This window comes from Cobetia sp. 5-25-4-2 (assembly GCF_013374075.1).
Lineage (GTDB): Bacteria > Pseudomonadota > Gammaproteobacteria > Pseudomonadales > Halomonadaceae > Cobetia > Cobetia marina.
The window spans coordinates 60,493-79,354 of record NZ_BLWK01000001.1 but is presented as its reverse complement, the minus strand read 5'-3'; the positions used below and the strand labels follow the sequence as shown (position 1 = coordinate 79,354).

Here is an 18,862-nt window from a genome sequence, read left to right as displayed (position 1 = left end):
CGTGTGCGCGTCTCGCCACGCGATCAGCAGCAAAAGGCATCATTTGTCGCGCGACATGCGCCCAATGGATGACCTCGGCGGCATGAGGCCTTACACTTCCCGCCTGACTTCACACCGTGCCTGTCCCCTCGTCTCCTCGCATGGCCCGTGCCCTCGCACTCCGGGCCTGCCGGTCGAGACGGTCATCAGTGCCACGCCCCATTCGACACGTCACACCAGGATCTAGCGCCATGGGTTTCAATTGCGGCATCGTCGGCCTGCCGAACGTCGGCAAGTCCACTCTCTTCAATGCACTGACCAAGTCGGGCATTGACGCCGAGAACTTCCCCTTCTGCACCATCGAGCCGAACACCGGTATCGTGCCGATGCCTGACCCTCGCCTGAATGCGCTGGCCGAGATCGTCAAGCCGGAGAAGGTGATTCCGACCACCATGGAATTCGTCGACATCGCAGGTCTGGTCGCCGGCGCCTCCAAGGGCGAAGGCCTGGGCAACAAGTTCCTGGCCAACATCCGCGAGACCGATGCCATTGCCCACGTGGTGCGCTGCTTCGAGGATGACAACGTCATCCACGTCGCCAATCACGTTGACCCGGCCGCCGATATCGAGACCATCAACATCGAGCTGGCCCTGGCCGACCTCGACAGCGTCGAGCGCAGCATCCAGCGCCTGGCCCGTGTCGCCAAGGGCGGCGACAAGGAAGCCATCGCCACCAAGGCGGTGCTGGAGCGTATCCAGCCGCACCTGGCCGAAGGCCAGCCGCTGCGCAGCTTCGGTCTCAGCGATGACGACCTCAAGATCCTGCGTGGCTTCGGCTTCCTGACCCTCAAGCCGACCATGTACATCGCCAACGTCAGCGAGGAAGGCTTCGAGAACAACCCCTACCTCGACATCGTGCGTGGCATCGCCGCCAATGAAGGTGCCAGCGTGGTGCCGGTGTGCAACAAGATCGAAGCCGAGATCGCCGAGCTGGAGGAAGAGGAACGCGAGATGTTCCTCGACGAGCTGGGCATGGAAGAGCCAGGCCTGGATCGCGTGATCCGCGCCGGTTATGAACTGCTGGGCCTGCAGACCTACTTCACCGCTGGCGTGAAGGAAGTGCGTGCCTGGACCGTCAAGATCGGCGCTACCGCTCCGGAAGGCGCTGGCGTCATCCACACCGACTTCCAGAAAGGCTTCATCCGCGCCGAAGTCATCTCCTATGACGACTTCATCGCCTACAAGGGCGAGCAAGGCGCCAAGGATGCCGGCAAGTGGCGCCTGGAAGGCAAGGACTACATCCTCAAGGATGGCGACGTGGTGCACTACCGCTTCAATGTCTGAGGCCTCGGGCGCAGTCAGTACCTGGTGAGCCAGCCTGAAAGCGCCTGATGCTGCAGGGAACGCCCCTGATCTCCCACGAGGTCAGGGGCGTTCTGCATCATGGGTCATGCCCCATCATCAAGAGCACAGCCCTGCAGCCATTGCGTCGCCAGCGTCGCCAACTGGTCCGCCAGTGACTGCGCCAGACGCCCCCTCCCCGCCTCTCGACGCCACACGGCACTCAGCATCAGCTCGCCGGCCTGGGGCAATGTCCGCGTGTCCAGGCCACGCTCCCGACAGGCGGTATGCGCCGTCAAGGCATCGACCACGGCCAGCCCCTCCCCTGCCTGCACCAGTGCCGCTGCCAGCGGATAGGTCTGTACGCGCGTCACGATGCGAGGGGATGACGGTGCTTGCGAGATGCCTGATTCAGACGGTGACGGCATCTCGCTCGCCAGCAGGCCATCGAGACGTCGCGCCAGCGGATCATGCGCCCCCAGCGCGATCAGACGCTGACCGGCAAGCTCCGCCACCGTCATCGGTGCCTGCTGACACTCCTGTGCCCAGTACCCTGCTGGCGCCAATACCTTCAGGGGCATGCGGGCCAGTGCGCGAGTCATCAGTGCCGGATGCGTCGGCGCACTCAAGGTGAAGGCGATATCGACTTCATGCAGCAGCAGGGCATCGATGATCTCGCGGGTGTGCTGGGTGGCCAGCTCGCAATTGACTCGAGCATGTCGCCGGCGCCATTGCCCCAGCGCCTGCGGCAACAGCTGCTGGGCGATCGCCGGCGTCGCCACCACCTTGAGAGACTGCGCCTCACCTGAACGCAAGCCTTCGACCAGCCGCTTGACGTCATCCAGCTGCCCCAGCATCCCCTGGCTTGCCGCCTCCAGCTTGCGCGCCTCCTCCGTGGGCACCAGCTGTCCGGCGCTACGGGTGAACAGCGCGATCCCCCACTGCCGCTCCACCTGCTGCAACGCCTTGCTCGCGGCCGGCTGGGAAACATGCAACAGCCGAGCGGCACCGGTCACGCTGCCGGCCTGCAACACCGCATGAAAGACCTCCAGATCCCTGAGCCGCATGCAAGATCTCCACATTCTGTCGTGTTGTCTCAACGTCCAGCCGACAGCCTACCCCATAACCGAGGGTTATGACGTAGCGGGGATCTTTCATTCGCCGCTCGGCCCCGGGACAGGCATGCTCATCTGCCTCCCCCATACCGTCAGGAGCCTGCCATGCAACGTCATGTGACCATCATCGGAGGCGGCGTGATCGGCCTGAGCAGCGCTCATGCACTGGTCCGAGCGGGACACTGCGTGACCCTGATCGATGCCCATGTCGAGGTCGCCCGCGAGACCAGCCACGCCAATGGCGGCCAGTTGAGCTACCGCTATGTGGCGCCACTGGCCGATAGCGGCGTGCCCCTCCAGGCCATCAAGTGGTTGCTGGCAGGCAATGAGGCACCGCTGCGGCTGCGCCCGCGGCTTGCCCCCTCGCAATGGCGCTGGATGACGCAGTTTCTGGCCGCCTGCAATCAGCGCACGCATCGAGCAAGCGCAGCGCAGATGCTCGCCCTGGCACTGCACAGCCAACAGATCATGACTCAGTGGCGAGTTCAGGATGCACTCGAGGAGTTCGCCTGGCAGCAACGCGGCAAGCTGGTGATCCATCGCGACTCCGCAGCGCTCGACAAGGCCGCCGCCGCACGCGTCGCACCTCAGGACCAACAGGTGCTCGATGCACGTCAATGCATCGCACTGGAGCCCTCGCTTATCCACCAGCAGCCTCATCTGTCGGGCGGAATCTTCAGCGCCTCGGACGAGACGGCGGATTGCCATGCCTTCTGTCAGGCGCTGGAGCGCAAGCTGCAGGCCTCTGGTCGCTATACACGCCTCGCCAGCACCCGCGTCGCTCCATTGAGCGCGCACGACGGGCGCATCGCGCACCTCGAACTCACCCGCGCCGATGGCCGCCGCGAACGCCACGCCGTCGATACGCTGATCATCGCGGCCGGCAATCACGCCACCGAACTGGTCCGCCCGCTGGGCATCCGCCTGCCTCTGCAACCGCTCAAGGGCTACAGCCTCACGCTGCCACTGCCAGCTGACACCCCAAAGACAGCGGCCCCGCGCATCAGCGTGACGGATGCCGCGCGCAAGGTGGTCTACGCCGATCTGGATAGACGCAAGTCCCGACAGCTGCGCGTCGCGGCCATGGTGGATATCGGCCACCGCGAATCTGACAGCTTCCATCCTGCGCTGGACGAGAAGCGCATTGCCGCCCTGCGTCAGCTGGCCAGTGAGACCTTCCCCGACGCCGGCGATTTCTCGCAAGCCACTCCGTGGGCCGGGCTGCGCCCCAGCACGCCGAAGGGCCCTCCGATCCTGGGCCGCCCCCAGCAAGCGGGCAGACCGGACAACCTGTGGCTGAACGTCGGACATGGCAGCCTGGGCTTCACGCTGGCCTGCGCCAGTGGCGACCTCATCGCACGCGCCATCTCGCACGAGACCCGTCCCGGCACGCTCCTCGATACCCTCCCCGACCACCTCGCAGAGCAGCTCGGCTGCTAGCCTGATGAATTCCCTGCCACTTTTTCAGGCTGATGCGTTGACAACATCACGGATAATCCGTAATATTCGCCTCCGTTGGACGGCTACATAGCTCAGCTGGTTAGAGCACATCACTCATAATGATGGGGTCCCCTGTTCAAATCAGGGTGTAGCCACCAACCAAGATTCGAAAGGCCTGACTGCTTGCAGTCAGGCCTTTTTTGTTGCGTCGGATTCACATTCCCTCGCATCGCCTGCGCTCATGCTCGTGACTCCCGCCGACAATCGACACCGGAACCGGAACCGGAACCGGAACCGGAACCGGAGCCGGAACCGGAGCCGAAACCGAAAGAGGCAGCCCGCAGGCCGCCTCTTTCAATGTTTCAATTTTTCAATGTTTCACCGTGCTTGTCAGTTCAACTCTGCTCAGTCCAGACGCTCGCGATTGCAGAATGCCACCAGCACCTTGATCAGCATCGCCACATCGGCACTGCCGGACGTCTCACGAATCGAGTGCATGCCCCACTGCGGCAGCCCGACATCCAAGGTCGGTACCCCCACTTCACTGGCGGTGATCGGCCCGATGGTGCTGCCGCAACCCATGTCGGCACGGCTGACGAACGTCTGAACCGGCACCTCCTGCTCCCGGCACAGCTCACGGAACAGACCCGCCGTGGTGCTGTTGGTGGCATAACGCTGATTGGCGTTGACCTTGATCACCGGCCCCGCATTCAGTTTCGGGCCATGACCCGCATCATGCTTGTCCGGGAAGTTGGGGTGGACGGCATGCGCATTGTCACAGGAGATCATCAAGGAGCGCTGCACGAGGCACTGATAACCTTCTTCGTTGTCCAAGCCCACATAGTGATTGATGCGCTTGAGCACATCCGCCAGGAAAGGCCCCTGGGCACCGCAGGCGCTGGCACTGCCGACTTCCTCGTGATCCGTGGCGACGAACAGCGCGCCCTGGCTGCCATCGGCCCCCAGCAACGCTTCCAGGCCGACGAAGCAGGACAGCAGATTGTCCAGGCGTGCACTGGCGACCAGCTCGCCCTTGAGCCCGGCCTGGGCCGCCGGCTGCAGATCATGCAGCCCGAGTTCGAAGTCGATGACCTCCGCGACACGCACGCCGTGCTGCTCTTCCAGAAGCTCGATCAACAGCGCATGGAAGGCCTCAGCCGGAGTGCCAGCCTCCTCGCCCAGCTGCATGACCACGGCGGACATCTGCGTCTGGGCATTGATGGCGCGCCCATTGTTGACGTCACGATCCAGGTGAATCGCCAGGCTCGGAACACAGGCCACCGGCCGCATCACCGTCAGCAGCAGACTCTCGCGACGGCCATCCTGGTGACGCACCTGAACACGGCCTGCAAGCCCGAGATCGCGATCGAACCAGGTATTCAGCAGCACGCCACCGTAGGTTTCGATTCCCAGGGTCAGCCAGCCCTGACTGAGCTGGGCTGGATTGGGCTTCAGGCGCAGGCAAGGAGAATCCGTGTGCGCGCCGATCATCCGTATTGCCTCGAGCTGCGTATTACCCCGAGGAAGCTGAAAGGCGATCAGCGAGGAATCATTGCGCGTCACGAAAGCCCGTTCACCGGGCGACAACTTCCAGCTTTCGGTCTCCTCGAGTCGGCGATAGCCTTCGCGCTCCAGGCGAGCCGCCATGGTCGCCGTGGCATGCCAGGGCGTCGGAGAGACATTCAGGAATTCAAGCAGTGCTGGAACGCGGGAATCCGCAATCGCGTAAGTCATGATAGCGTCAAGTCCTCGAAGATGAATGCAAGGCACTGTATAAGAAGAAACATGATGGATAGAGCGAAACGACTCCTCCCTTGCGGTGGTGATCGACCCGCCAGCTCTCGTCAGCCGCGCAGGTCCCGCAGGACCGATCACGCCAGGCAGCGCTGACACGCCATACCGCAAGCCCCGCCGATCAACGACAGGCAACTGTCGCGGACGCGGGAGGCTGCTACAATGCCCGCTCGACCTCTCCGCGGAGAGGTCGCTCAGGGAGCAGAGTGTACATGAATCGGGAGTGCTTCATTGATGAGCCTGTTTGCAAACGTCCGGCGCACGGCATGCCTTGCCTTGTGTCTCGCCATGGCCGGCCCCGCCAGCGCCGCGGTCACCCCTACTGACGCCGATGCACAGGCTGCTCGCGAAGTTGCCGAATCATTGCGTTACGGGCATTACGAAGATGTCACGCTGGATGACCAATGGGCTACCCAGGCATTCACGCAATATCTCAAGACACTCGACCCCCAGAAAGCCTATCTGCTGGACTCGGATATCACCGAGTTCAGTGATCTTCGCCACGACTTCGATGACGCCATGCTCGACGGTGATCTCGAGCGCCTCTACGCCCTGCATGCCCGCTACCAGCAGCGCCTCACCTCACGCCTCGAATGGCTGGTGAAGACGCTGGACGGCAAGCCGAGCTTCGATTTCACCCGCGATGATCGACTCGCACTCGATCGTGCGGAAAGCCCCTGGGCCGACAGCGAGCAGGAGCTTGATGAGCTGTGGCGCAAGCGACTCAAGAACGCCTGGCTGTCGATGTCGCTGTCCGACAAGAGCGACAAGGACATCGCCAAGACGCTCAGCGAGCGCTATGCCAACCAGCTCAAGCGCATCGAGCAGACCAACGACGAAGACATCCTGACCCTGATCATGCACGCCGTCACCGGCAGCATCGATCCGCACAGCGAATACTTCTCCCCACGCCAGGGCGAATCCTTCGACATCCAGATGAAGCTGTCACTCGATGGCATCGGCGCCCTGCTTCAATCCGAAGGCGAGTACGTCAAGGTCTCAAGCCTGGTACCGGGCGGCCCGGCCGAGAAGGACGGGGAGCTCAAGCCGGCGGACCGCATCGTGGCCGTTGGTCAGGGGGATGGCGAATGGACCAACGTGGTCGGCATGCGCCTTGACGATGTCGTGGACCTGATCCGTGGCCCCAAAGGCTCCGTCGTGCGCCTTGAAGTCATCCCGGCCCAGTCCCTGGATGTCACCAAGACACGGGAAGTGGACATCACCCGCGACACCGTCAAGCTGGAAGACCAGGCTGCCAATGCCAAGGTCGTCGACGTCAAGCGCAATGATGGCGTGCACAGGATCGGCGTGATTCACGTCCCTGCCTTCTATGTCGACTTCGATGCCTGGCAGGCCGGCGAAGATGACTATCGCAGCACCACACGTGACGTGGCGCGCCTCATCGATGAGCTGAAGGCCAAGCAGGTGGAAGGCATCATCCTGGATCTGCGCAACAATGGCGGCGGCGCCCTGCAGGAGGCCAATTCGATGATCGGCCTGTTCATCGACCGCGGCCCCACCGTGCAGGTACGTGATGCCCGCGGACGCATCAGCCTGTATGGCGATACCGATGCCGGCACCCACTACGATGGTCCGCTGGCCGTACTGGTCAATCGCCTTTCGGCCTCGGCCTCCGAGATCTTTGCCGGCGCCATCCAGGATTATGGCCGCGGCCCGGTCATCGGCAGCCAGACCTTCGGCAAGGGCACCGTGCAGACGATCTCCTCGCTGACACAAGGTGAAATCAAGCTGACCCGCGCCAAGTTCTATCGCATCTCAGGTGACTCCACCCAGAACAAGGGCGTCAAGCCGGACATCGCCTTCCCCAGCATCATCGACCCGAAGGAAATCGGCGAATCGAGCCTCGACTACGCCCTGCCATGGGACCAGGTTCGCCCGGTGAAGTATCGTCGCTATGGGGAACCGGCTCGCTACTTGGCAGCCCTGCGTGCCCGCCACGAGAGCCGTGTCGAACAGGAGCCCAACTTCGTCTACCTGCAGAGCGAAGTCGCGCTGTCAAAGGCACTGCGCGCCCAGCAGACCAGCATCAGCCTCAATCGTGAGCAGCGCAAGCGCGAGATGGATGCCCAGGAAGCCGAGCAACTGGCACTGGAAAACAAGCGCCGCCGAGCACTGGGCATGGAGCCGCTGTCGAGCTTCGCCGAACTTGATGCCGCCAGCGATCACATCGCATCGGCAGAAAGTGACCTGCAGCAGGAGATCGAGACGCAGGACAGCACCGACGAGCCAGCCGAGGATCCCATCGATCAGGCTCAGCTCCAGGAAAGCGCCGAGATCCTGCTCGATTACGCCCATCTCAATGGCGATCGCTGAACTCTCTCGTCGTCGCTGACGCGCCGGCACATCGCGGTTGCAAGGCCCCTGCCCTCGTGTCAGATCCGAGTGCAGGGGCTTTTTCATGCCTGATGCAGGCGTCATCGACACGCACGGGCGAGTCGACGCACCGGCGCTCGGCACGCGGGGGCAAGCTGAAACGAATAGCAGAAAGAGATCGACCAGCAAGGAAGCGGGCGGACACAGGAAAGCAGGCAGACACAGAAAAGCGGCAGCGAAGGCTGCAGGAGTAAGACACCATCAGCGCAGAATCACGTCATTCTGACGAGAGGCAGGTAGGATCTCGAACGATCGACTGGCAAGAGGGGGAGATACGGGATGTGATATTGGCTCCTCGAACAGGACTCGAACCTGTGACCCAATGATTAACAGTCATTTGCTCTACCAACTGAGCTATCGAGGAACAACGAAATATCGATCGATATCAGGGCGATATCAGGGCGATATCAGGGCGATATCAGGGCGATATCGAAGCTGACGATGAGATGCTCATCTACCAGCGTCATTTCCGGCATTGGCAGGAAGCCTGGGATTGGCTCCTCGAACAGGACTCGAACCTGTGACCCAATGATTAACAGTCATTTGCTCTACCAACTGAGCTATCGAGGAACGACCGGAAATCCATCTGCCAGCGACATCATCATGGATGCTGTCAGACTGACATTTCAAGCATGCTGCGTGTGCTATTGGCTCCTCGAACAGGACTCGAACCTGTGACCCAATGATTAACAGTCATTTGCTCTACCAACTGAGCTATCGAGGAACAACCTTGAACACGCGACGAATTATACGGAAATACTCAATGGCGTCAACCACCTTCGGGCATTCAACCTACCGCAGAACTCGCTCGATTCCTTCTGCCGAATCCACCTCCGAAAGCGCACATGGCGACATCCAGATGTGACAAGGCCCGCACGGATGCAGGCCTTGGAATCACTGGTGGCTACACCCTGATTTGAACAGGGGACCCCATCATTATGAGTGATGTGCTCTAACCAGCTGAGCTATGTAGCCACACGACGAGGCGTATATTGCAGGTCAGGCTGCTGAATTGCAAGCACTTTTTTGCAATTGCCCGTCAAAGTGAGTCAGCGGGATGCTCAGATGCCCAGCGAGGCCTTGACGGCAGGCAGGCCAGGTTCTCCCTGGGTGGTCTCGACACCTTCAAGCCATGCCTCCAGCACGCTGGGGTTCTGCTTGAGCCAGTCTGCTGCTGCCTCATCCGGATCGGCACCCTCATCCATGATCTCGCCCATGATCTGATTTTCCATCTCCAGGCTGAACTCGAGATTGGCCAGCAGCGCACCGACATTGGAACACGCTTCACTATATCCCGCGCGGGTATTGGTGTAGACCGTCGCTCCGCCCAGGTTCGGCCCGAAGTAGTCATCCGCGCCTTCCAGATATCCCATCTCGAAGCGAGTGTTCATGGGGTGCGGCTCCCAGCCGAGGAAGACGACCCACTCCTTGGCCGCGATCTTCGACTTCACTTCCGCCAGCATGCCGGCTTCGGAAGAATCGATCATCTCGAAGGCGCCCAGACCGAAGGCATCGTCATCGATCATGTCGGCGATGATCATGTTGCCATCATTGCCTGCCTCGATGCCGTAGATGCGCCCATCGAACTTCTCGAGGTTGTCGGCAAGATCCGCCACCGAGGTCACGCCGGCATCCAGCACGTACTGGGGCACCGCCAGGGTGTACTTGGCCCCTTGCAGATTCGCACGCGGTCGCTCTACCTGCCCCTTGTCGATATAGGGGTCACTGATGGAAGCCATCGACGGCATCCAGTTCCCCAGGAAGACATCGAAGTCATCGTTCTTCATGCCGGCATAGGCGATCGGCACGGAGATCGTGTCGGAGGTCGTCTCGTACCCCAAACCTTCCAGGACACTGCGCGTCAGCGCCGTGGTGGCAGTGATGTCCGTCCATCCCACCTCAGCGAAGCGCACCGTACTGCACTCCTCTGATACCTCGGCGTGCGCCTGGGGTGCCAGCAGCATCCCCATGGCCAGTCCCAGCGGCAATGCGGCAAAACCTGATGATGATTTCATGCTTGTCCCTTCTCTTTGTTATATGAGCAGTACATGTCCGTCAGTCACACGTGTCATTGATCCCCACCCGGCCCGGCGACAAGTGACAGCCCGCGGGAGGCGCCACTCATGACACGCTCTCATCACGACAAGCTCCCATGCTGTCGTTGAGAAGCTGCCAGTCTCTGACGAGCTGCCGGGCCAGACGTACGAGGCACCTCGTAAGCACCTTCACAGCCCTTGCAAGGACGCCTTGTGCCCTCTGGCGTTCTCTATAGTTCTACCAAGCCTGGCTTTCAATAACCACGAATTATGCAACTTGACGCATCACCTTTCTGTCTCTACACTTTTTATTAATTGAACGTTCAATAAAACTCGAGTCACGACAAGATCGAGCCGAATCCCGATTGAACGCCGGATTCAGCAATGCGGTGACAACCGCGTATCCTTGGCGTCTACCAGTACCAAGATTACGCAAGTTTCACCGATACGCCACCTGACGGGAGAGCAAGCTGATGCCGAAAGTGGGAATGGAGCCCATTCGTCGCCGCCAATTGATTCTGGCCACCATGCAAGCCATCGATGAGGCAGGACTGGCCGACGCCACCGTTGCACGGATCGCACGGCATGCGGGCGTCTCCGCCGGCATCATCAGTCACTACTTCGGCGGCAAGGATGGCCTGATGGAGGCCACGATGCGCCAGATCCTCACCGACCTGCGCAGAGCCGTCAGTGAGCGACGCGCCGAAATCGCCTCGAACGACGTCCGCAGTCACCTGCACGCCGTGATCGATGGCAACTTCGATCGCAGCCAGGTCAGTCAGAGCGTCTCCAAGACCTGGTTGGCCTTCTGGGCCTCCAGCATGCATCGCACACCGCTGGAGCGCCTGCAGAAGGTCAATGACCGTCGTCTGGTCTCCAATCTGTCGGCCATCTTCCGTCGCGTGATGCCGCTGGTGGAGGCACGCGATGCGGCGGCAGGACTCGCCGCCTTGATCGACGGCCTGTGGTTGCGTGGCGCGCTGGACCCCGAGGGACTGGACGTCGAGCGAGCCCGGCGTCTGGCCTATGAATATGTGGAATACCAGCTGGCGCAACACGCCGCTGACGTCTCCACGCCAGCAGCAGATGCACAAGCGTCTGACATGACGCACCCGGTGCCTGCCGAGCATGCCTGAGCGCAACAGCCTCCCCCGCTCGGACGCTTGAACCCACCGGTACTCTACGACTCTCCCCCTTTTCTGATCCCTGACAGGAGCGCAAGCATGGCCAACAGCAACGCAAGCTTCCCGACCCAGACCCTGTACATCAATGGTCGTCGCGTTGACGCGACCTCTGGCGAAACCTTCGAGACCGTCAACCCGGCCACCGGCGACGTCATCGCCCAGGTACAGCAGGCCAGCGGCGCGGACGTGGATGCCGCCGTCGAAAGCGCCCTGCAGGGCCAGAAGGTGTGGGCCGCGATGAGCGGCATGGAGCGTTCGCGCATCCTGCGTCGCGCCGTCGACCTGCTGCGCGAGCGCAATGACGAGCTGGCACTGCTCGAGACATTGGACACCGGCAAGCCGCTGTCCGAGACCGAAGTGGTCGACATCGTCACCGGTGCCGATGCACTGGAATACTATGCAGGCCTCGCGCCGGCCATCGAAGGCACCCAGGTGCCGCTGCGCCAGGAAGCCTTCGTCTACACCCGCAAGGAACCGCTGGGTGTCATCGGTGCCATCGGTGCCTGGAACTACCCGATCCAGATCGCCTGCTGGAAGTCTGCCCCGGCACTCGCCGCCGGCAACGCCATGGTCTTCAAGCCCAGCGAAGTCACGCCACTGAGCGCACTGAAGCTTGCCGAGATCTTCACCGAAGCCGGCCTGCCGGACGGCGTGTTCAACGTCGTGCAGGGCGATGCCCGCGTCGGCGTGATGCTCACCGAGCACCCGGATATCGCCAAGATTTCCTTCACCGGCGAAGCCGGCACCGGCAAGAAGGTCATGTCCGCGTCCGCCTCTTCCAGCCTCAAGGAAGTCACCATGGAGCTAGGCGGCAAGTCCCCGCTGCTGGTGTTCGCGGATTCCGACCTCGACCGTGCTGCCGACGGCGCCATGATGGCCAACTTCTACAGCTCCGGTCAGGTGTGCACCAACGGCACCCGCGTCTTCGTCGAAGCCAGCGTCAAGGACGCCTTCGAGGCCAAGATCGTCGAGCGCGTCGCACGCATCAAGGCCGGTGACCCGCAGGATCACGCCACCACCTTCGGCCCGCTGGTCAGCTTCGAGCACCTGGAAAAGGTCGTCTCCTACCTGGAGATCGCCAAGCAGGACGGCGCACGTCTGCTGGTCGGCGGCGAGCGCATGAGCGAAGGCGACTTCGCCAAGGGCGCCTGGGTCGCGCCGACCGTCTACACCGACTGCAGCGATGACATGCGCATCGTGCAGGAAGAGATCTTCGGTCCGGTGATGTCCATCCTGTCCTTCGACAGCGAAGAGGAAGTCATCCGCCGCGCCAACGACACCACCTATGGCCTGGCGGCTGGCCTGTTCACCGAGAGCCTGAACCGCGCGCACCGCGTGATCCACCAGCTCGAAGCCGGCATCTGCTGGGTCAACACCTGGGGCGAGTCCCCGTCCGAGATGCCGGTCGGCGGCTACAAGCAGTCAGGCATCGGTCGCGAGAATGGTGTCGAGACGCTGTCCCACTACACTCAGACCAAGTCCGTGCTGATCGAGATGGGGCCGTTCGAGTCCGCCTTCTGAGCCACCTGAGGCCATGAGGCCTGAATCGACGACAGCAGCATCGTCTGGCGCAGGATGCGGGATCAGGACACTTGATCCACTGATCCGCTGCAGTGAGTTGATGCACGGAAGATAGCGCCAGATGCCCCACCCGCCGGCATGACGACCCCTCGTCGTGCCGGCCAGCACGCCACGCCACTCATGACTTCGGCGCTGGCAGTGCACGAATCCCGACGAGTCGCTGACAGTGATGGCATACCACTTGCCATGCGCTGCCCCGACGGCTCCTCACAGACACATCACCGTATCCATCCGCCCGGCAGTGGCCACCCCTCGTCGTCGACGGGGCGTCCTGCGCCCGCATGTGGCATCTGATACGAAAGGAGATTTCATGAGCCAATTCGAGCGTGAATACGACTACGTCATCATCGGTGCCGGCAGCGCCGGCAACGTGCTGGCCACTCGCCTCAGTGAAGACGCTGACGTCAGTGTCCTGCTGCTGGAAGCGGGCGGCCGTGACCACCGCTTCGATTTCCGTACCCAGATGCCTGCCGCACTGGCGTATCCCCTGCAGGGCCAGCGCTACAACTGGGACTTCAAGACCGATCCCGAGCCGCACATGAACAATCGCCGCATGGAATGTGGCCGCGGCAAGGGGCTGGGAGGCTCCTCGTTGATCAATGGCATGTGCTACATCCGTGGCAATGCGCTGGATTACGACAACTGGGCCAAGGATCCCATCCTGGCTGACTGGAACTATCGTGAGTGCCTGCCCTACTTCCGCAAGTGCGAGACGCGCGATATCGGCCCGAACGACTACCACGGCGGCGATGGGCCGGTCTCGGTCACGACTCCCAAGGAAGGCAACAACGAGCTCTATCACGCCTTCATCGCGGCAGGCATCGAGGCGGGCTATCCGGCCACCGAAGACGTCAACGGCTATCAGCAGGAAGGCTTCGGCCCGATGGATCGCTTCGTGACCAAGGAAGGCCGTCGCGCCTCCACCGCCCGCGGCTATCTGGATACCGCCAAGAAGCGCGCCAACGTGACCATCGAGACGCGTGCCACCACCGATGTCATCCTGTTCGAGGGCAAGACAGCGGTCGGCGTGAAATACGAGCGCAAGGGGCAGGACCACCGCGTACGTGCACGCAAGGAAGTGCTGCTGTGTGCTGGCGCCATCGCCTCGCCGCAGATCCTTCAGCGCTCCGGCGTCGGCAATCGTGAGCACCTCGAGCCGCTGGGCGTGAAGATGGTGCACCACCTGCCGGGTGTGGGGGAGAACCTGCAGGATCACCTCGAGCTCTACATCCAGTACGAGTGCACCAAGCCGATCTCGCTCTACCCGTCCCTCAAGTGGTACAACCAGCCGCCCATCGGCCTGGAGTGGATGCTCAAGGGGACCGGTGTGGGTGCCAGCAACCAGTTCGAGGCTGCCGGCTTCATTCGCAGCGATGCCAACGAGGCCTGGCCGAACCTGCAGTATCACTTCCTGCCGATCGCGATCAGCTACAACGGCAAGAGTGCGGTGCAGGGTCACGGCTTCCAGGCACACGTCGGTTCCATGCGCTCCCAGAGCAAGGGCCGTGTCCGACTGACCTCACTGGACCCCAAGGCCGCGCCCTCGATCTTCTTCAACTACATGGCCGAGGAGCGTGACTGGGAAGAGTTCCGCGCCGCCATTCGCCTGACTCGCGAGATCATCGCTCAGCCGGCACTGGACGATTACCGTGGCCGCGAACTGGCGCCGGGCGCTGACGTCCAGACGGACGAGCAGCTCGACGAGTACGTACGCAATCATGCCGAGACGGCCTACCACCCGTGCGGCAGCTGTCGCATGGGCAGTGACGAGACCTCCGTGGTCGATGGCGCCGGTCGCGTGCATGGTCTCGACAACCTGCGCGTCGTGGACGCCTCGCTGTTCCCGGTCATCCCCACCGGCAACCTGAACGCACCGACGATCATGCTGGCGGAGAAGATGGCCGACAAGATTCGGGGCCGTGCTCCGCTGCCACCGTCCGACGCCGACTACTTCGTGGTCGAGCCGGGCACACCGGCCAAGCAGCCCGCCAAGCGCCAGATCGATTCCGCGCCGATCAACGGCTGATCCCGCGCGATCAACGTAAGCCTCCGTTATGCTGACGGCAGGCATGGAAGCACCATCGATCGTTCGAGGCCCCGCACTGCGGGGCCTTTTTTATGTCTGGCATGTCTCGATTCCAGACCATCACTTCCGTCGTGGCAGCCCACCTCCCCGTTTCTCCCCGCCCGCATCGCATCATCCCCCCCGCATCGCTTCATCCCCCCCGCATCGCTTCATCCCGCCCGCACCGCCTCATCCCGTCTCATGGCATCAGCAGCTCCGATGACGTCCCGACCGGGGCCAGTGCCTCTCCCTGTATCCAAGGCCCCTTTCGCTGCCCATACACCTTGCACAGCCACCATTGCTTTCCCCGCGACGCCTCTTCCATCGCTTCACCTTTCATACCTTCGACCTTGGGTGGACTGGCGGAGTGAGTCGAGTTGGGATAGGCTGACAATAATTCAAACAACTGTTCTAAACGCATGGCTGCTATGCTGAAGAGGAAGGCCATTCGCTAGAGCTCCCGCAACGCAACCTGGAGATCCTGCCATGACGCAGCTCATCCTCATCCTCGTCGCCCTTGCCGGTCTGCTGACCGTCATGGCACGTGAATCCGGTGCACTGGCCGCCATCGGCGTGCTGGCGGTCACCGGCCTCATCGGCCTGGGCATCGACACCCCGGTGCTTGGTGTCCTGCTGTTGATCAGCGCGGCACTGGTCGCCGTCTGCGGCCTGCCGGCGCTGCGCACCAAGTGGCTCAGCCCGCGGCTGTTCGCGATGTTCAAGAAGGTGTCGCCCAAGGTCTCGGCGACCGAGAAGGTAGCCCTGGAAGCCGGTACCGTGTTCTGGGACGCCGAATTGTTCTCCGGCAAGCCGCAATGGGACACTCTGACCGCACAGCGCAATGAGGGCATCTCCAGTGAGGAGCAGGCCTTCATCGATACGCAGTGCTCCATCGCCTGTGGCATGACCAACAGCTGGGAAATCGCCCGCGAGCGTGCGGATCTTCCCGAGGAACTGTGGGAATTTCTCAAGCGCGAGAAGTTCTTCGGCATGATCATTCCCAAGCAGTACGGCGGCCTCGGCTTCTCGGCCAAGGCGCAGTCACTGGTACTGCAGAAGCTGGCGGTCAACGAGACGCTGATGGTCACCGTCGGCGTGCCCAACTCCCTCGGCCCGGGTGAGCTGCTGCTCAAGTACGGCAGCGAGGAACAGAAGGATTATTACCTGCCGCGCCTGGCGGATGGCCGCGAGATCCCCTGCTTCGGCCTGACCGGCCCGCGTGCCGGCAGTGACGCGACCTCCATTCCGGACACCGGTATCGTGTGTCGCGGCATGCATGACGGCGAGGAAGTCGTCGGTATCCGCCTCAACTTCGAGAAGCGCTGGATCACCCTGGCCCCGGTCGCCACCGTGGTCGGCCTGGCCTTCCGCATGTTCGACCCTGAGCACCTGCTGGGGGACGTGGAAGACATCGGCATCACCTGCGCCCTGATTCCGCGTGATACCGACGGCATGGACATCGGCCGTCGCCATCACCCGATCGGCGCGCCGTTCATGAATGGCCCGATCTTCGGCAAGGACGTCTTCATCCCGCTCAGCTATCTGATCGGTGGCGAGCAGATGGCCGGCCAGGGCTGGAAGATGCTGGTCGAGTGTCTGTCGGTGGGTCGCTGCATCACCCTGCCGTCCGGCTCCGCGGGCATCTCTCGCTACGCACTGGGCTGGAGCGCCGGTTTCGCGCGCATTCGCCGCCAGTTCAACCTGCCGGTGGCCGAGATGGAAGGCGTGCAGGAGCCGCTGGCTCGCATGGCCGCGATGAACTACATCAGCCAGGCCGCCGTACTGCATACCGCCAACATGATCGACAACGGCCACAAGCCGGCCGTGCCCTCCGCCATCCTCAAGAGTCAGCTGACCGAGATGGCCCGCACGCTGCTGACCGATGGCATGGATATCCACGGCGGACGCGGCGTGACGCTCGGCCCGCGCAACTACATCGGCGTGGCATATGCCGGCACCCCGGTCTCGATCACGGTGGAAGGCGCCAACATCATGACCCGCAACCTGATGATCTTCGGTCAGGGGGCCATCCGCTGCCATCCGTACGTGCTGGAAGAGCTGGCCGCCAAGGATGCCGATGACCTGAACGCCTTCGACAAGGCCTTCTTCCGCCATGCAGGCCTCATCTTCGGCAACGCGGCCCGCGCCTTCAGCCAGAGCTTCGGCATCGGCGGCAAGACCACCGGCTTCGACGCCGTCGCCACGCCTTATGCCAACCACATCAACCGCTTCAGCGCCGCCTTCTCGCTGTCCGCCGATGCGGCCATGGCCAGCCTCGGCTCCAGCCTCAAGGCACGCGAGATGCTGTCGGCTCGTCTGGGTGACGTGCTCTCCAACCTCTACCTGGCGTCCCTGACGCTCAAGCAGTGGCACGAATCGGACGCCTGTGAGCACGAGGAAGCGCTGTTCCACTACAGCATGCAATGGTTGCTGCATCGCACCGAGAAGGCACTCGACGAACTGCTCGCCAACCTGCCCAACCGTGCCCTGGCCACGACATTGCGCGTCGTCACGCTGCCGCGTGGTCGTCAGTTCGCCATGCCCAGGGACAGCCTGACCCGCGAGATCGCACGTGCCGTCTCCACCGACAGTGCATTGCGTAACAAGCTGACCGACAACACCTGGGACGCTCAGGACGAAGGCCAGAAGGACAATGCCCTCGCCCGCTACAACGCGCTGCTCAAGGATTACCCGCGTGCGGAGCCGATCTACAAGACGCTGGCCAAGGCCTACCACAAGGGCGAGATCCCGGCCGACGCACTGTCACCGGAAGCGCGCATCGAAGCGGCGGTCGAGGCCGGTATCCTGTCCGCTGAGGATGGCGACTTCATGCGCGTCTTCGAAGCCGAGGTACTCGACATGCTGACCGTCGACCACTTCGATTTCGACGCCTTCGTGCGCAAGCCGATGGCGAGTGACGGCACAGCCTCCAACCCACAGCAGGACGCCGCCTGATCACCGGCCGACGCCCGCGTGAGCGATGCAAGACCTGATCGCTGATCGCAGAACCAAAAAGGCCCCGCTCAGTGAGCGGGGCCTTTTTATTGGCAGGAGGCGCCATGCTTCGCGTCATCTCGATCTCAGATATGACGCGCGAAGTGCTCGAGATCACGCACGAAGGCGTTCTTGTAGGTCTCGAAGTCCTTCGGGCGCGCCTTGAAGGTGCGCTTGATACGCTCGCGATCCAGACGCAGCGGCTCGTCCAGCGCCGCGAGAGTGCCGACACGCGCCGCCGGATTCATGCCGACCAGCTCACGCGGGCGATCGCCTTCGGCCTCGGCCTCCAGCCAGTCGTTGATCCCGGCGCGACGCAGCACGCTGACCAGCGAGCCGTCGGTGAGACGCACCTGCAGACGACCGTGATCCGCCAGCTGTGACACCAGCGCGATGCCGTGGTCATGGCCACGATGGACCGGCGGCGTCGCCCACAGGGCAAGATTCAGCCCGCGCGCATTCTCGTCGAGCACCAACAGGGCGGCGGAGTGGATGCGCTCGGCATCGTCCACCAGCGCGAACAGGCGAGCGGTCTCGTTCTCGAACCAGACACCTCGGACACCGGCATAGCTCACCAGCGCATCCAGTCCCCCCTCGCGGCCATGCACTTCGGCACACAGCATCGCCAGACACGCATCGCGCCGGGCACCGGCACTCACTTCCACCACTTTCATCGCATTCTCCGCCACAGGCATTTTCAGCGCGCAAGACTAGCACACTCGCCGGATGATCGCCTGATCCACCGCGCCCCGTGCAGGGCCGACGGTAGTTACCCGCACATGAACATCCAACCGTCATAAAGTTGTAAGGAAAGCCTTCTAGAGTCGTCTACGCTTTTCGGACGATCATCATAAGAACAAAAAAATGTTCGCTTGATCGTTCGCCATCGATCGACAGCAGTCAGCCTGCGCGACTCCCACAAGGCTGACCAGGGACCCTC

General features: G+C 62.6%; 12 protein-coding genes and 5 tRNA genes. 8 read left to right on the top strand and 9 right to left on the bottom strand.

Features of this window, described 5'->3' with window-relative positions; all coding sequences use genetic code 11:
• The first annotated feature begins 230 nt into the window (after positions 1-230).
• A complete protein-coding gene (ychF, locus tag HXS65_RS00355) occupies positions 231-1,322 on the top strand; it encodes a redox-regulated ATPase YchF (RefSeq protein WP_077371478.1) in 1,092 nt (363 codons plus the stop codon).
• 104 nt (positions 1,323-1,426) lie between these two features.
• Here ychF and HXS65_RS00350 read toward each other — a convergent pair whose 3' ends face one another.
• Positions 1,427-2,386 carry a LysR family transcriptional regulator gene (locus tag HXS65_RS00350; protein ID WP_176492867.1) on the bottom strand — a complete coding sequence of 320 codons (960 nt, stop codon included), beginning with the start codon at positions 2,384-2,386 and terminating at the stop codon, positions 1,427-1,429.
• Between the two features lie 153 nt (positions 2,387-2,539).
• Between HXS65_RS00350 and HXS65_RS00345 the strand changes: the two genes are divergently transcribed.
• Positions 2,540-3,874, top strand: a complete 1,335-nt coding sequence (locus tag HXS65_RS00345; RefSeq protein ID WP_176492866.1) for a D-amino acid dehydrogenase — start codon at positions 2,540-2,542, stop codon at positions 3,872-3,874.
• Positions 3,875-3,955: 81 nt separating this feature from the next.
• Positions 3,956-4,032: transfer RNA gene (locus HXS65_RS00340), tRNA-Met, on the top strand.
• Positions 4,033-4,279: 247 nt separating this feature from the next.
• On the opposite strand, the gene HXS65_RS00335 is transcribed toward HXS65_RS00340, so the two are convergent.
• Positions 4,280-5,608, bottom strand: a complete 1,329-nt coding sequence (locus HXS65_RS00335; protein WP_077371469.1) for a M18 family aminopeptidase — start codon at positions 5,606-5,608, stop codon at positions 4,280-4,282.
• 294 nt (positions 5,609-5,902) lie between these two features.
• Here HXS65_RS00335 and HXS65_RS00330 point away from each other — a divergent pair, with 294 nt between their 5' ends.
• Positions 5,903-8,002 carry a carboxy terminal-processing peptidase gene (locus HXS65_RS00330; protein ID WP_176492865.1) on the top strand — a complete coding sequence of 700 codons (2,100 nt, stop codon included), beginning with the start codon at positions 5,903-5,905 and terminating at the stop codon, positions 8,000-8,002.
• Between the two features lie 348 nt (positions 8,003-8,350).
• On the opposite strand, the gene HXS65_RS00325 is transcribed toward HXS65_RS00330, so the two are convergent.
• From HXS65_RS00325 to HXS65_RS00305, 5 genes are all read right to left on the bottom strand, one after another.
• Positions 8,351-8,426: transfer RNA gene (locus HXS65_RS00325), tRNA-Asn, on the bottom strand.
• Positions 8,427-8,556: 130 nt separating this feature from the next.
• Positions 8,557-8,632 (bottom strand) — tRNA-Asn (locus HXS65_RS00320).
• A gap of 78 nt (positions 8,633-8,710) precedes the next feature.
• Positions 8,711-8,786: transfer RNA gene (locus tag HXS65_RS00315), tRNA-Asn, on the bottom strand.
• Between the two features lie 174 nt (positions 8,787-8,960).
• A tRNA-Met gene (locus HXS65_RS00310) sits at positions 8,961-9,037 on the bottom strand.
• Between the two features lie 86 nt (positions 9,038-9,123).
• The gene (locus HXS65_RS00305; RefSeq protein WP_084209251.1) at positions 9,124-10,077 is read right to left on the bottom strand and encodes a choline ABC transporter substrate-binding protein; all 954 of its coding nucleotides are present in this window, start codon (positions 10,075-10,077) and stop codon (positions 9,124-9,126) included.
• Between the two features lie 494 nt (positions 10,078-10,571).
• Between HXS65_RS00305 and betI the strand changes: the two genes are divergently transcribed.
• The 3 genes from betI to betA all read left to right on the top strand — a co-directional run bounded on the left by betI (position 10,572) and on the right by betA (position 14,889).
• Positions 10,572-11,234, top strand: coding sequence for a transcriptional regulator BetI (gene betI, locus HXS65_RS00300; protein WP_077371460.1), 663 nt, complete (start codon positions 10,572-10,574; stop codon positions 11,232-11,234).
• A gap of 87 nt (positions 11,235-11,321) precedes the next feature.
• Positions 11,322-12,803, top strand: coding sequence for a betaine-aldehyde dehydrogenase (gene betB, locus HXS65_RS00295; protein ID WP_084209252.1), 1,482 nt, complete (start codon positions 11,322-11,324; stop codon positions 12,801-12,803).
• A gap of 370 nt (positions 12,804-13,173) precedes the next feature.
• A complete protein-coding gene (gene betA / locus HXS65_RS00290) occupies positions 13,174-14,889 on the top strand; it encodes a choline dehydrogenase (protein WP_136938359.1) in 1,716 nt (571 codons plus the stop codon).
• A 238-nt stretch (positions 14,890-15,127) separates the two neighbouring features.
• On the opposite strand, the gene HXS65_RS00285 is transcribed toward betA, so the two are convergent.
• Complete coding sequence (locus HXS65_RS00285) at positions 15,128-15,376, bottom strand: hypothetical protein (protein WP_176492864.1); 249 nt, start codon at positions 15,374-15,376, stop codon at positions 15,128-15,130.
• 38 nt (positions 15,377-15,414) lie between these two features.
• Between HXS65_RS00285 and HXS65_RS00280 the strand changes: the two genes are divergently transcribed.
• Positions 15,415-17,883, top strand: coding sequence for an acyl-CoA dehydrogenase (locus HXS65_RS00280; protein WP_176492863.1), 2,469 nt, complete (start codon positions 15,415-15,417; stop codon positions 17,881-17,883).
• A gap of 125 nt (positions 17,884-18,008) precedes the next feature.
• On the opposite strand, the gene HXS65_RS00275 is transcribed toward HXS65_RS00280, so the two are convergent.
• Positions 18,009-18,596 (bottom strand): hypothetical protein, encoded by a 588-nt coding sequence (locus HXS65_RS00275; protein WP_077371445.1) that lies wholly within the window; start codon positions 18,594-18,596, stop codon positions 18,009-18,011.
• Positions 18,597-18,862: the final 266 nt, after the last annotated feature.